This window comes from Sphingorhabdus sp. YGSMI21, from assembly GCF_002776575.1.
Lineage (GTDB): Bacteria > Pseudomonadota > Alphaproteobacteria > Sphingomonadales > Sphingomonadaceae > Parasphingorhabdus.
The window spans coordinates 3,626,022-3,640,018 of sequence record NZ_CP022548.1; the positions used below are offsets into that span (position 1 = coordinate 3,626,022).

The following is a 13,997-nucleotide window of genomic DNA, read 5'->3' on the forward strand; positions in this document are numbered from 1 at the left end:
CCAACAGCAACGGAGCAAATATCATGACCCAATTATCAGATAGCCAGATTTCATTGACGGACACCGCCGATCATATGTCAGAAGAGCAGCACATCATTCCCGCCGATGGGGACCGCAACCCGTCCGGACTGAACGCCGATCACGATATCACCTATTTTGCCAAGCACCGGCACACGGTGAAGGCCTTTGATCCGAAGCGCAAAATCGCCCCGGAATATGTCGAGAAGATCCGCGATCTTTTGCGCTTCAGCCCCTCGAGCACCAACGCCCAGCCGTGGAAATTCATTCTGGCATCGACCGATGAAGGCAAGGACCGGATCGCCAAGGCCACCGACACGCTCTATCCGTTCAACAGCCCCGGCATCCGCAACGCGTCGCATGTCGTTGTTTTCGCCAGCCGCCTCGCGATCGAGGAAGATTTTCTGCTGAAAGTCCTCGACCAGGAAGAAAAAGACGGCCGGTTCGAAGCCGACCCCGAAACCTTCCGCGCCCAGATGCACGGTGGCCGCAGCCTGTTCGTCAATCTCCACAAGCAGGATATGAAGGACGTGCAGCACTGGATGGACAAGCAGGTCTATCTGAACATCGGCCAGTTTCTGCTCGGCGTTGCGACGCTCGGTATCGACGCCACCCCGATGGAAGGAATCGACACCAAGACACTGGACGAGGAATTCGGCCTGCGCGAGCAAGGCTATAACAGCCTCGTCGTAGTCGCTCTCGGCTACAGCGACGACGAAGCGGACTATAATGCCAAATTGCCGAAATCGCGCCTGCCCCTCTCGGACATATTGACCGAAGTCTGAGCGCTGCCGCATTTTTGGATAACAGAAGGATATCCCATGACGAAAACGATACTGATAACCGGCTCAACCGACGGAATCGGTCTCGAAACCGCCAAGGCGTTGAGCCAGTCAGGGCACAATATCCTGCTGCACGGGCGCAATGCGGCCAAGCTGGCTGACGCCAAGGCCACACTCGAAGCCATTGCGGGCCACGGTTCCGTAGAGACCTATGTCGCCGATCTGTCCGACATGGCCGATGTCGAAGCTTTGGCCGCGGCGGTCATGGCGCGGCACGACCGGATCGATGTGCTGATCAACAATGCCGGTGTTTTCGCGGTTCCCGATCCGCGGACAGCGGCGGGCCTCGATATCCGCTTTGCCGTCAACACCATCGCCCCCTATCTGCTGACCCGCCGCCTTCTGCCCATATTGGACAAGTCCGCGCGTGTGGTGAACCTGTCGTCGGCGGCCCAGTCACCGGTGGACCTGGATGCGCTCGCCGGGAATGCGAGCCTGTCCGACAGCGCCGCATACGGGCAGAGCAAGCTCGCTCTGACCATGTGGTCGCGTAGTCTGGCGCAGGAGCTGGCGCCCGACGGGCCGATGATTGTCGCGGTAAATCCGGGCTCGTTCCTCGGCACGAAAATGGTGAGAGAGGCCTATGGGTCCAAAGGCAATGATGTCGGGATCGGCGTCGACATCCTGGTCCGTGCCGCCTTGTCCAACGAGTTCGCCGATGCCGCTGGTCTCTATTTCGACAATGACAGCGGCCAGTTTGCCCGACCTCACCCGGACGCGCTCGATCCGCGCAAATGCGAACAGTTGATGCGCGGGCTTGATGCAACTTTGCAAAATCTGGCCAACCGATAGATTTCAGCAGCAATAGAGAAGAACGCCATGACCATCGCCGTAACCGCAGCATCCGGACAATTGGGCAGCGCCATCATCCGCGCCCTGTCGCAAATTACGGACGAACCTATCATCGGACTGGCCCGCTCTCCGGAAAAAGCCGCCGGGCTCGGCGTCGAAATCCGCCCCGGCGACTATGCCGATCGCGAACAAATGGAAAAATCGCTCGCCGGAATCGGCACATTGCTGCTGGTTTCCGGCATGGCCGCCCCCGATGAACGGATCGGGCAGCATCGCAATGTCATCGAAGCGGCACGCGCCAATGGAGTCCGGAAAATCGTCTATACCAGCATCCAGGGGGCCGAGACCGGCACCGCCTTTTCCCCGATCGTGCAAAGCAACCGCCAGACCGAGGCAGACATCCGCGCGAGCGGTCTCGACTGGGCAATCGGCCGCAACGGCATCTATATCGAGCCGGACGTCGATTATCTGGACAATTACAAGGCGAGCGGCGAGATCGCCAATTGTGCCGGTGACGGCAAATGCGGCTATACCACCCGCGACGAGCTTGCTTTCGCCTATGCCAGCATGTTGACAGAGCCGACCCATCACGGCCGGACTTACCGGCTCCACGGCGAGCCGATCAGCCAGACGGAACTGGCAGCCTATTTCAACCGCGCCTTCGGTACCGATCTACGCTATCGCGCGATGAGCGTCTCGGACTATCAGGCCGAAAGAATCGCTGCGCTCGGGGAATTCATGGGTACGATCATCGCCGGTATCTATGAGGGAATCCGGCTGGGCGCGCTCGAGACGGAAAGCGAATTCGCGAAAGCGGCGGGCCGGCCGCATCAAGGCTGGGATGATTATTTCGCGTCTTTCCGACGCTAGTCCCTTTCTGCATCGATCCGGTGCAAGATTGTCAGACAAAAAAGAGGCGTGCCAGCCTCGCCAGCACGCCTCTTTTTCAATTCTCTTGTAAACGTCAGCTCAAAGGCAGCGGGAGTCCCGAACCGGATCGCTCGAATCGCGCGTGTTCCAGGTACCGGACGGGGTCTGGTATTTTTCGCCAGGCGCTGTCCGCATGATCAGGTTGCAGCCCGAGGTGAAGGCAAATTGCTCGACCGTCGAATTGGTTTCCTGGGCCTTGCGGGTATAGGCCGCCTTGCGCTTGATGTTGATCTGCTCGACCAGCGCCTTGATCGCAGGCGTAGGCGAGGAAACATAGCCGAGATAACCGTCCGGTTTCTCGCCAATCAGACCTGCCGACCGGGCCGCTTCATAGGCCGGATCGCGCTGCGCCATAACCGGCGCGGCAACAACAGCTGTCAAAATGAGCCCGCCGATAACGGCCAAGGCCTTGTTTTTCTTTACTTGTTCAAACATTAGAAAATATCCGCTTCCTCGTTGATCAGGTCTTTCGCATCACCGTCGAGGCGATACACCACTTCCTGTTTGATATTGATATTGAGATTGATGACAATCGGCTTGTCCGGTGCAGTTACCTGCACGCAGGCTGACAGCCCGGTCACAGCTCCCAATATCAGACCGATGGTGGTTAAATTCCTCATATTGCTACGAATCGCACCATATGAACGATCCGTCAATTGGCTTGTCTGATAAAGCATCATCGCTTTCCCTCGGCTGAATGGACTATTCATCGTCTTCCAGAATTTTCACGGCGGCCTTTGCCCGGGCTTCTTCCGCGCGCAACAGGGCTGGCAAATTCTGCCCGACCAGAATTTCCGGCTCATAATAGGATTTGGCGCTACTCATCAGCTGCATGAAGGGCGCCTGTATCCGCACATTGAACTGGATGGGAATGCGGGCGAGCTGCTTGGTGATGAAATTGCGGCTCGCACCATCGCCCTGCTGCAATCCGTCAAACTTGACCTCGGTGATAATTTCACCCGCGATATCACCGTCCATCCCGATCGTAAGATTGCGATATTTGATCGACCTGAGCGCGTTGAAGGCGAAATTGGCCATCGTGCCCATATCTTCATAAGTCAGTTCCCCGACATAAGCGAGCGTACCGCCCCCGTCGCGCGCCACCAGATAGCCGCCGACAATCCGGCCACCATCCTGATCGAAGACCATCGGCAGCTTGCCGTCAAACACGCCGGACGCGGTCATATTCTCGAAGTCGAACTGGGTCAGGAATTGCCCGGCGTCGACGCCCTCGACGGTGAACTGCAAACGGCGCTCGGCTTCTTCGCTCAGATCAAGAATCGTCGGTTCGAGATAAAGCTTGCCGCCCGCGAAAGGCCATTCCCCTGCCTCTACCTGCAATTTGAAATCGGGCAGCAGACGATAGCGGATCTGCCCGTTGAACACCGCGACACCGGGATTGACCTCGGACAGGTTCAAAATCTGCCCCGGCCGCGTTTCCAGGGCGAGCAGATCGGAAAATTCTATCTCGCCCGCGAGACCGGTGACCGGACCGAAAGCGGCCGCGAGGTTCAGGCCATGCGTGCGGAAAGCCCCGGTACTCTTTATCCCGTTTTCGGAGGCATCCCAGTCGATCCGGCCGGCACCGGAAATTTCGCCCTGGACATTGGCGACCACACCCAGAGTCAGCGGAGTCAGCTGTTCGGGCTGTAGCCGGTCGTTGAAGATCAGCGACTGGACGTCCATCAGCGCCCTGCCTTCACTGCTTTTCAGCCGATGGGCAATATCGATTGCGGCGATGGCGGTGAGTGTTTCCGGTTCGCGTAGCCAGCCGGTGGCCGTCAGATCATTGCCGTCGAAGCCCAGCTTGACGTCGTTGCTGATCAGGGGCCGGAATCGCTCCACCGGCTGCTCGTCGCGGACCAGCAGGCTAGCGTCGGCCAGAAATTGGCCATTTTCATAGCGCCAGTCGCCTTCGATCTGCTCCATCAGCAACGGCACATTGGCAACCTTGCCGGACGCGCCTTCGATCCGTCCGTTGATCGTCTTGCCGAACGCGGCGCTCAGCACAGCCATGTCGAGGCGGGTCATGCTGTCATCCGCACCCAAGCGGACGCTGACATCTTGCGCGGTCAGGCCCTTAGCGAGCGAGAATCCCAGCGCTCCGCTGGTGATGGCCAGCGGTGTCTTGCCAACCGCACCGTCCAGTTTGAGCGACGGCGCATTGGCCGCGATATTCACGCCGGCTCCGCTTCCGGTCACGATGGCGCTTCCCTGCGGGCACAGGCGCGCGCTGGTCGGGCCGGCGGTCAGGGATGAAGTGCGCAGACTGGCAAATTGCAAGTTGATACACTGGCGGAACAGCGCGAAATCGCCATTTCGGCTGATATTGCCGCTAACCGGTACCTGCAGTCCAGTAAGCTGTCCGTCGCCGACCGGCCCGGTCAGGATTATCCGTCCATCGATATTGGTGCCGCCGTGCCGCGTCGGGGAAAAGGCGAGAGCCGGAATTTTCAGCTGCGCCGAGCCGACCTGATAATTGGCCATTTCCAGCCGACCGGAAAATCCGCGCGACAGGCTGCCATCGTCGAGCAGCAGTCTCGCACTGGGGAAACCGCCACCGGCCAGCTGGACGGGTCCATCCGCCAGCATCCGGATATTCTTGTCGGTAAACACCAGCAGCAAGGGATCGGTGAGGCTCACCGAAGCGCCGGAACGCGAGCGGGCCGCCGCGGTGTCCAAGGCAAGCGTCGTCCGCTCCAGCGTTCTGGAAAACTGGATATCGCTGGAGATGTCAAACCGGTTTCCGGCCTGCTGGACCGCTTTCGCGATCCGGTCCGCGATCGGACCAACCGGCGTCCCGGCAACCGACGAAGACAGGCTGGCAGCCTGCCGCAACAGGCTTCGCGCGATCTGGACGTCGCGTATTTCCGGTTGGCCGGCAAAGCTCGCGGTCAGCGTTTTTGTGCCATAACCTAATGAAAATGGCCCATCGACCTGCGAAATGGCGGCCTTGCCATAAGGGGATTGCAATCCGCTCGCGGTGAGAGCGAGTTCGCCATTGCTCTGTTCCAGATCTCCGGAGAAGCGCACAGATGCCTTGATTTCCTGGCTGCTAAAGTCGGCATAGCGGAGCGGGCCGCCTATCAGGCCGACATCGCCGGACCAGCTCGCCAGATCGACACCAAGATCGACCGAGAGCCGTGCGGCAAAATCTTCTGCGCCCAGATCAAGATCGTCGCAAACGACGACTGGCAGGCGCAACGGCCCCTCCAAATGGGGCCTTTTCGCGCGTATCGCAATTTCGCCAAAGAAGGTCGGCTTCTGCAAGGAACAGCCGCCGGCATCCAGCCGGCTGGCGATCGCCGCAATTTCTCCGGCGAAACCATTGTGCAACTCGCCCTGCCCGTTGAGCGCCACCCCGATAGCACCATATTCGCTGTCGATCCGAAGTTTCGCGTCGTTCAGCCCCAGCCAGATATCCGGCAGCGCGAGCGGGCTGTCATCTTCCGGATCAGAAAATTTGTCGATCTCGCCAAAGCTGATCTTGCCATCCTGCACCCGCCCGAACAGCTTGACGCCGCTGGCGCTGACCCAGTTGATGCCGACACCGCCCAGAGTCAGACTGTTGCCGACCTCGACCAGATCGGCGGTCAGGTCCGGCCGCTGCGGATCGCCGATGACCAGATTGCGGATGACCTGTTTGCGCAACCCGATTTCCTCGATCTCGTAGCTGGCCGCAATGTCCATCTGTTCGAGCTGCGATTTGACGAAATTGTCGGCCAGCGTCGTTCGGCTGACCCATAGGGCAATCAGGCCGAGCAGAATCAGAACAAGCAATATCCCGCCGAACAGTCGAAACCGGGAGCGGCGACCGACGGGGTCATTGGCGATTTCTTCTTCCATCGCAGATGAAATGCAGAAGTCTGCCTTAAGTTGCAATGTACAAGTGTCGGCGCGCGCGGTTTTTCCAGCCGGCCGGGAAATTGGACATTTTCGGCCTGCCGTCCGCTTATCGGCGAAGTTCCTGATTTGTTCTGGTAATGGCTAGCCCATGACCAAGGCACAGGAAACCCGGTCAGGACCGCCAAAGGCGGGCAGCGGGCATCGCGCCCGGCTGCGCCACCGTATTTTGACCGGTCAGGGCGATAGTCTGCACGATCACGAGCTGGTCGAATATCTGCTTGCGCTGGCCATCCCGCGCCGCGACACGAAGCCTCTGGCCAAGCGATTGATCGACGAGTTCGGCGGCTTGTCGCGCCTGCTGGTGTCCGACGCCGACGCATTGCGGAATCTGCCCGGCATGGGAGAAACCAGCGTGGCTGCGCTGAAGATCGTGCAATTGGCGGCGCTGCGCCTGCTCGCCGAGCCGGTGCGGACCCAGCCGATCCTTTCCAGCTGGCAGGCCTTGCTCGACTATCTGCGCGCCGACATGGCGCATCTGGCGCACGAACGGGTGCGGGTCCTGCATCTCGACAGCAAGAACCGGCTGATCCGCGACGAGCTGGTCAGCGAAGGGTCGATTGACCAGGCCGCCATCTATACCCGCGAAGTCATCAAGCGTGCGCTGGACCTTGGATCAGCCGCGATCATCCTGGTCCACAATCATCCCAGCGGTGACAGCACCCCCAGCCGGCAGGATATTGCGATCACAAGGGACATTTGCGCCGCCGGGGCGACATTGGGCATTGCCGTTCATGACCATATCATCATCGGCCGAGACGGCCACACATCCTTCCGTTCGAAAGGACTGATTTGACGGGCGCTCAGATCACGCCCCCGTTGACGCGCACTATCTGGCCATTGATCCAGCCGCCGTCCGGCCCGACCAGCACGGAAACGGCGCGGGCAATGTCATCGACTTCACCCAGCCGACCGAGCGGAATCATCTGCTCGAGCCGCTCAATCATTGCCGGGTCCTTGCCCTCGAGAAACAGCTCGGTCGCGACTGGCCCCGGTGCCACGGAATTGACCGTAATCGACCGGGGTCCAAGCTCCTTCGCCAGAATATGCGTCAGAGCCTCCACTGCCGCCTTGGTCGCCGCATACACCCCATAAGCAGGCAGATATAGTCCGACGACGCTGGTAGAAATATTTACAATACGGCCACCATCTCGCAGCCGCTTCGCAGCCTCCCGAAGCCCGTTGAACGTGCCCTTGAGATTGACCGCCATCATTTCGTCGAAATCTGTGTCATCGACTTGCGCGACCGGCGCGAGCTTCATGATGCCGGCGTTGTTCACCAGCACATCGACACCGCCAAATTCCGTCTCGGCGGTATCGAAAAGATTCCTGACAGCCAGCGGATCGGCGACATCCGCCTGCGCCGAGATCGCGCGTCCCCCTGCATTTACGATTTCGTCGACCAGTTCGGCCGCGGCTTTTTCGCTGCCGGCATAGTTTACGACAACTGCCATGCCATCGCTTGCCAAACGGCGGGCTATGGAAGCGCCGATGCCGCGGGACGCGCCCGTTATGATTGCGACGCGATCGGATGAAATGCTCATCATGTTGTTCCTGTTAAAGTAAAGTGGGTCCGGGCCAGACTATCGATGATTGCGGGTCGCCGGTATCAGCCATTGGACCGACACCGTCGCCGATAGATAGCGGGCTCCCTCATCTATATAGGAACGCCTTTAATAAAGGAACATCGGCATGCCCTCGACCTGGATCAGATTGGGGCGATACAGATTTGCGTCATAGAGGCCCGACACATTGACGCCCTTGCTATCTTCCAGCAGCGTGCCGATCGGCACGACGCCGTAATTGCCGTCGGTCAGGCACACCATATTGGCCATCCGGTCCTGCTCGATCAGCTGGACCGCCAGCGCGCCAAAGGCAAAGCCGACCATCCGGTCCATCGCGTCCGGCTCGCCGGCCCGCATCAGATAGGCCAGTTCCTGTACGATCGTCCGCTCGTCGCTGCGCGCCTCGATTTCCCGCGCCAGCTGGGTGCCGATATTAAGGCCCGTGCGACTGGTATTCGACTTGTTGATCTCGTCGGCAAAATCCGTTTCGCCGGAAAGTCTGGCGCCTTCCGAGACCAGACATATCGCGTAGGATTCAGGATTGGCCTCCTTGTCGCCGAGCAGCAGGGGCAGGAGCACGTCCATATCCGCAGGCACTTCGGCAATGACGGTCCGGTCGGCCTGCGAGAGGAAACCGGATAGCAGTGCCGTCTCGCCGGACCGGCGACCGAACAATTCGATCACGGCAATCCGCTCGTGGCTCGCCGCCGTCGTCCGCAGCGAATTGATCGCCTGCACCGATCGGGTGACGGCGGTGGAAAAACCGATGCAATAGTCGGTGCCATAAACATCATTGTCCATCGTCTTGGGCACCGAGATGACGTTGCGGCCGAGGCTCGACAGATAGGCCGAGAAACGCAGCGTCCCGTCGCCCCCCATGGTGATCAGGACATCGACCTCCAGAGCATCGAGAATATCGAGCACTTTTTGCGTCTGGTCGCCCTTGTCGGTCACCCGCGGGTCGCAGCGGGAGCTGTGCAATATCGTGCCGCCCTGCCGGTCGATGCCGCGCACCCGCTCCTTGTCGAGCATCATCACGCTGTTTTCATTGGCCCAGGGATCGGCGGGATCGATTTCCAGCACCCCTTCCCAGCCGCGACGCAGACCGACCACATCCCAGCCGCGTTGCCAGGCCGACGTCGCGATCGACTGGATGCAGGGATTGAGGCCCGGGACATCGCCGCCGCCGGTGAGTATAGCCAGACGCATTTTATTCTCCCTGTTTCCGCCGCTGCATTGCCGACTCAATTCGTAGGTGCTAGCGGGACGGCAAATCAAGGCACTTCATTGCCGCAATCATCCTCTTTGTCCAAGGACCAAAAATGATTCCACGCTATTCCCGCCCCGAAATGGTTGCCCTCTGGGAGCCCGAATCGAAATTCCAGATCTGGTTCGAAATCGAGGCGCATGCCACCGATGCTCTCGCCGAACTGGGCGTGGTGCCGAAGGAAGCAGCAGAAGCGATCTGGGCCAAGGGCAAGTTCGACGTGGAGCGGATCGACGAGATCGAACGCGAAGTAAAGCATGATGTCATCGCCTTCCTGACCAATGTCGCGGAAAATGTCGGTGAAGAAGCGCGTTTCATGCACCAGGGCATGACCTCCAGCGATGTTCTCGACACCTGTCTCGCGGTGCAGCTGGCACGCGCGTCGGACATATTACTGGCCGATATCGACGCATTGCTCGCAGCGATCAAAAAGCGGGCCTATGAGCATAAGTTCACCCCGACCATCGGCCGCAGCCACGGCATCCACGGCGAGCCGGTGACCTTCGGTCTGAAGCTGGCGCAGGCCTATGCCGAATTCGAACGTAACCGCGAGCGGCTGGTTGCCGCGCGCAAGGAAATCGCCACCTGCGCCATTTCCGGCGCGGTCGGCACCTTTGCTAACATCGATCCCAAGGTGGAAGAGCATGTGGCGGAGAAATTGGGTCTGGAAGTCGAGCCCGTCTCCACCCAGGTCATTCCGCGTGACCGCCACGCCCAATATTTCGCGACTTTGGGCGTGATTGCCTCGTCGGTCGAACGGCTGGCCGTCGAAGTCCGCCATCTGCAGCGCACCGAAGTGCTCGAGGCCGAGGAATATTTCTCGCCGGGCCAGAAGGGCAGCAGCGCGATGCCGCACAAGCGCAACCCGATCCTGACCGAAAACCTGACCGGTCTTGCCCGTATGGTCCGCAGCTACGCTCTACCGGCGATGGAAAATGTCGCCCTCTGGCACGAACGCGATATTTCGCACAGTTCGGTCGAACGGATGATCGGCCCAGACGCGACCATAACGCTGGACTTTGCCCTCGGACGGCTGACCGGCGTGATCGAGAAACTGCTGATCTATCCCGAGCGGATGCAGAAAAATCTCGACCGCATGGGCGGTCTGGTCCACTCGCAGCGCGTGTTGCTCGCCCTAACCCAGGCCGGCATCAGTCGCGAGGACAGCTATCGCATCGTCCAGCGCAACGCGATGAAAGTCTGGGAATCGGACGGCGAAATCGCGCTGCTCGACCTGCTCAAGGCCGATCCCGACGTCACCGCCAAACTGTCTGACGCTGAACTGGAGGAACGGTTCAACCTCGATTATCATTTCAAGCATGTCGACACGATCTTCGCTCGCGTGTTCGGCGAATAGCGCGCTATTCCAGGCCTCTATATGCTGTCTGGCCACCCGGCTTTTTTAGGACTAGGATAGTTGCCCCACGGAATATAAGGTGAAGCATGCAATTTATCAAAATCCTGTTCTGGGTTCTCCTGCTCGTCGCGACCTTCATCTTCTGGTGGACCAATGAAGCACGGGCTTCGCTTGATCTGGGCGCTGCCATTGTCGAAGCGAGGGTTTCTACCTTCGTCGTTGGTGCCTTCCTGCTCGGCTTCGTGCCGACGTGGCTGCTGCTGAGAGGATCGAAATGGCGGCTGTTGCGGCGGATCAAGACGCTGGAAAATGCGGCAAGGCCGGCCGCTGTGCCAACAGCAGCGCCAAACCCGACACCAGCCCCCGCACCAGCGCCGAAGACGGTGGCAGAACCCGCACCGGCCGTATCTCCGGTCGATAGCGAGAAAGCAACCGGCGCATGACCAACCCGATTTTCGTCGCAATCGACACGCCCGACCTCGACCGGGCTATCGCGATTGCCCAGTCGGTCAAGGGCCATGTCGGCGGTTTGAAACTCGGCCTCGAATTTTTCTGTGCCCATGGCCATCATGGCGTGCACGAAATCCAGAAGCTCGGCCTGCCGATCTTTCTAGATCTCAAACTGCACGACATCCCCAACACCGTCGCCAAGGCGATGCAGGCGATCAATGTGCTCGAACCCGCCATTGTGACGATCCACGCCTCGGGTGGCCGTGCGATGATGGAAGATGCCAAAGCGGCTGCGAACGAACATACAAAAGTGGTCGGCGTTACCCTGCTGACCTCGCTCGACGAGCGCGACATGGCCAAGATCGGCTATACCGGCACCCCGCATGATCAGGTCGAACGGCTGGCCGGGCTTGCCCGCGAGGCCGGACTGGATGGCATTGTCTGTTCCGGTAATGAGGTCGCAGCGGCGCATAAAATCTGGAAAGACGGCTTTTTCGTCGTCCCCGGCCTGCGCCCCAAGGGTGGCGCGATGGGCGACCAGAAACGGGCAGTCACGCCAAGGCAGGCGCGCGACAATGGCGCGAGCGTGCTGGTGATCGGCCGGCCGATTACCGGAGCGGACGACCCCAATGCAGCGGCGCGGGCGATCGAGGGGACGCTTTAATCAATCTCGTCATCTTCTCGTCATCCTGAACTGGTTTCAGGACCCCGTGAGAATGCGCTGCGCCGGTGGAGATCCTGAAACAAGTTCAGGATGACGATTAACGCTCGACTCGCTAAGACCCCTCCCATGAAAACCCAAATCAAGATCTGCGGCCTCTCCACCGAAGCCGCCATTGACGCTGCCATCGATGCGGGCGCCGACTATATCGGCTTCGTCCATTTCGCAAAAAGCCCGCGCCATGTTTCGCTCGAACGGGCCGCTGCATTGCGCACCTATGCGGCACAGCGAGTCAAGACGGTGCTGCTGCTCGTCAACTCCGAACCCAAGGCCACCGGTATGGCAATCAGCGTGGTCAAACCGGATGTGATCCAGTTCCACGGCAGCGAAACGCCGGAATGGCTGAAGCTGGTGGCCGACAACAGCGGCCTGGAAATCTGGAAAGCGCTGGGCGTGAAGGACAAGCCGACGCTGGCGAAATCCAGCCGCTATGTGGGCGCTGCCGACCGGCTTCTGTTCGACGCGCCAGCCAAGGCGCTGCCCGGCGGCACCGGTACCTCGTTCGACTGGTCCCTGCTCGCCGATCACAAGCACGAGATTGACTGGGGTCTCGCCGGCGGCCTCGACCCGGACAATGTGGCCGACGCGCTGACCGCCACCCATGCGCCGCTGGTCGACGTCTCCTCTGGCGTGGAATCCGCGCCCGGCGTCAAACAGGTGGACAGAATCGCCGCCTTTTGCCAAGCGGTGCGAGACTATGACGAAGCCGGATAGCATCCGTTCGTGTCGAGCGCAGTCGAGACACAGACCACCCGCAGATGCATCTCGACTTCGCTCGATGCGAACGGAAATATCGAACCCATGAACGACACACCTCCCAACAGCTTCCGCAACATGCCGGATGACCGCGGCCATTTCGGCGAATTTGGCGGACGCTATGTCGCCGAAACGCTGATGCCGCTGATCCTCGATCTGGAAAAACATTATCGCGCGGCGCAGGCCGACCCGGCGTTCGAGGAAGAATTTAACGACCTGCTGCAAAATTATGTCGGTCGCCCCTCGCCGCTCTATTATGCCGAAAGCCTGACCGAGGAAGTCCGCAAGGATGCGCCCGACGGCAAAGGCGCACAAATCTGGTTCAAGCGCGACGAGCTCAACCACACCGGCGCGCACAAGATCAACAATTGCGTCGGCCAGATATTGCTCGCCATGCGCATGGGCAAGACCCGGATCATCGCGGAAACCGGCGCCGGCCAGCATGGCGTCGCCACCGCAACCGTCTGCGCGCGCTTCGGCCTGCCCTGCACCATTTTCATGGGCGCGACCGATGTCGCGCGGCAGAAGCCCAATCTGTTCCGGATGAAATTGCTCGGCGCGGAAGTCGTGCCGGTGACCAGCGGCGCGGCAACGCTGAAAGACGCGATGAACGAGGCGCTGCGCGACTGGGTCGCCAATGTGCACGACACATTCTACATCATCGGTACCGCCGCCGGTCCCCATCCCTATCCCGAGCTGGTCCGCGATTTCCAGAGCGTCATCGGCAAGGAAGCCCGCGCGCAGATGCTGGAACGCACCGGTCGCCTGCCCGACATGCTGGTCGCGGCCATTGGCGGCGGCAGCAATGCCATCGGCCTGTTCCACCCGTTTCTCGACGATCCGGACGTCAGGATGCTCGGCATCGAAGCGGCGGGCCATGGTCTCGACAAGCAACATGCCGCGAGCCTCGCCGGCGGCGGCCCGGGCATTCTCCATGGCAATAAGACCTATTTGCTGCAGGACGAAGACGGCCAGATCACCGAAGCCCATTCGATCAGCGCCGGCCTCGATTATCCCGGCATCGGTCCCGAACATAGCTGGCTGAAGGAATCCGGCCGCGTCGATTATGACAGCGCCACCGACACCGAAGCCCTCGACGCCTTCCAGCTGCTCTGCCGCACCGAAGGCATCATTCCCGCGCTCGAACCGAGCCACGCGATTGCCGCGGTGGTGCGCGAAGCGGTGAAGATGGATCGGGACAAGATCATCCTCGCCAACCTGTGCGGGCGCGGCGACAAGGATATTTTCACTGTCGCCGAGGCTTTGGGGACGGAGATATGACGGTGAATGCACAAACCTTCTCCCTTGAGGGAGAAGGATACGAAGCCTTGCTTCGGAACGAAGCTAGGCGCAGTTGGATGAGGGTGCTCTGCCATCGAGAGTTGGCAGACCCTCA

At 60.2% G+C, this 13,997-nt stretch carries 14 protein-coding genes; 9 read left to right on the top strand and 5 right to left on the bottom strand.

The genetic code is table 11. The annotated features are described in order from the left end of the window. Positions 1–23: 23 nt before the first annotated feature. Genes nfsB through CHN51_RS17350 form a run of 3 tightly spaced genes read left to right on the top strand, consistent with a single transcriptional unit; the run spans position 24 to position 2,522 of the window. Complete coding sequence (gene nfsB, locus CHN51_RS17340) at positions 24–803, top strand: oxygen-insensitive NAD(P)H nitroreductase (RefSeq protein WP_206169911.1); 780 nt, start codon at positions 24–26, stop codon at positions 801–803. Positions 804–839: 36 nt separating this feature from the next. After that, positions 840–1,652, top strand: coding sequence for an SDR family NAD(P)-dependent oxidoreductase (locus CHN51_RS17345; protein ID WP_100095135.1), 813 nt, complete (start codon positions 840–842; stop codon positions 1,650–1,652). 27 nt (positions 1,653–1,679) lie between these two features. Further along, a complete protein-coding gene (locus CHN51_RS17350) occupies positions 1,680–2,522 on the top strand; it encodes an SDR family oxidoreductase (protein ID WP_100095136.1) in 843 nt (280 codons plus the stop codon). A 99-nt stretch (positions 2,523–2,621) separates the two neighbouring features. Here the strand turns inward: CHN51_RS17350 and CHN51_RS17355 are convergent, their stop codons facing one another. The 3 genes from CHN51_RS17355 to CHN51_RS17365 form a co-directional block, all read right to left on the bottom strand. Continuing rightward, positions 2,622–2,936 (bottom strand): YdbL family protein, encoded by a 315-nt coding sequence (locus CHN51_RS17355; RefSeq protein ID WP_173202746.1) that lies wholly within the window; start codon positions 2,934–2,936, stop codon positions 2,622–2,624. Positions 2,937–3,016: 80 nt separating this feature from the next. Beyond that, complete coding sequence (locus CHN51_RS17360; RefSeq protein ID WP_100095733.1) at positions 3,017–3,202, bottom strand: YnbE family lipoprotein; 186 nt, start codon at positions 3,200–3,202, stop codon at positions 3,017–3,019. An 82-nt stretch (positions 3,203–3,284) separates the two neighbouring features. Continuing rightward, complete coding sequence (locus CHN51_RS17365) at positions 3,285–6,428, bottom strand: YdbH domain-containing protein (protein ID WP_100095138.1); 3,144 nt, start codon at positions 6,426–6,428, stop codon at positions 3,285–3,287. Positions 6,429–6,576: 148 nt separating this feature from the next. Here CHN51_RS17365 and radC point away from each other — a divergent pair, with 148 nt between their 5' ends. Continuing rightward, positions 6,577–7,281: a DNA repair protein RadC gene (gene radC / locus CHN51_RS17370; protein WP_100095139.1), complete on the top strand. Its 705-nt coding sequence runs from the start codon at positions 6,577–6,579 to the stop codon at positions 7,279–7,281. Positions 7,282–7,288: 7 nt separating this feature from the next. Here radC and CHN51_RS17375 read toward each other — a convergent pair whose 3' ends face one another. Beyond that, entirely contained in the window at positions 7,289–8,032 is a 744-nt protein-coding gene (locus CHN51_RS17375; RefSeq protein ID WP_240616786.1) for an SDR family oxidoreductase, read from the bottom strand. A gap of 126 nt (positions 8,033–8,158) precedes the next feature. Next, entirely contained in the window at positions 8,159–9,259 is a 1,101-nt protein-coding gene (locus CHN51_RS17380) for an ATP-dependent 6-phosphofructokinase (protein WP_100095141.1), read from the bottom strand. 113 nt (positions 9,260–9,372) lie between these two features. On the opposite strand from CHN51_RS17380, the gene purB reads away from it, so the two are divergent. The 5 genes from purB (at position 9,373) to trpB (ending at position 13,882) form a co-directional block, all read left to right on the top strand. Further along, on the top strand, positions 9,373–10,674 hold the full coding sequence (purB, locus tag CHN51_RS17385) for an adenylosuccinate lyase (protein ID WP_100095142.1): 1,302 nt from the start codon (positions 9,373–9,375) through the stop codon (positions 10,672–10,674). An 86-nt stretch (positions 10,675–10,760) separates the two neighbouring features. Continuing rightward, the gene (locus tag CHN51_RS17390) at positions 10,761–11,117 is read left to right on the top strand and encodes a LapA family protein (RefSeq protein WP_100095143.1); all 357 of its coding nucleotides are present in this window, start codon (positions 10,761–10,763) and stop codon (positions 11,115–11,117) included. Further along, complete coding sequence (pyrF, locus tag CHN51_RS17395; protein ID WP_100095144.1) at positions 11,114–11,788, top strand: orotidine-5'-phosphate decarboxylase; 675 nt, start codon at positions 11,114–11,116, stop codon at positions 11,786–11,788. Before CHN51_RS17390 ends, pyrF begins: the two co-directional genes overlap by 4 nt. Positions 11,789–11,914: 126 nt before the next feature. Further along, a complete protein-coding gene (locus tag CHN51_RS17400; RefSeq protein WP_100095145.1) occupies positions 11,915–12,559 on the top strand; it encodes a phosphoribosylanthranilate isomerase in 645 nt (214 codons plus the stop codon). Positions 12,560–12,646: 87 nt separating this feature from the next. Then, a complete protein-coding gene (trpB, locus tag CHN51_RS17405) occupies positions 12,647–13,882 on the top strand; it encodes a tryptophan synthase subunit beta (protein ID WP_100095146.1) in 1,236 nt (411 codons plus the stop codon). Positions 13,883–13,997: the final 115 nt, after the last annotated feature.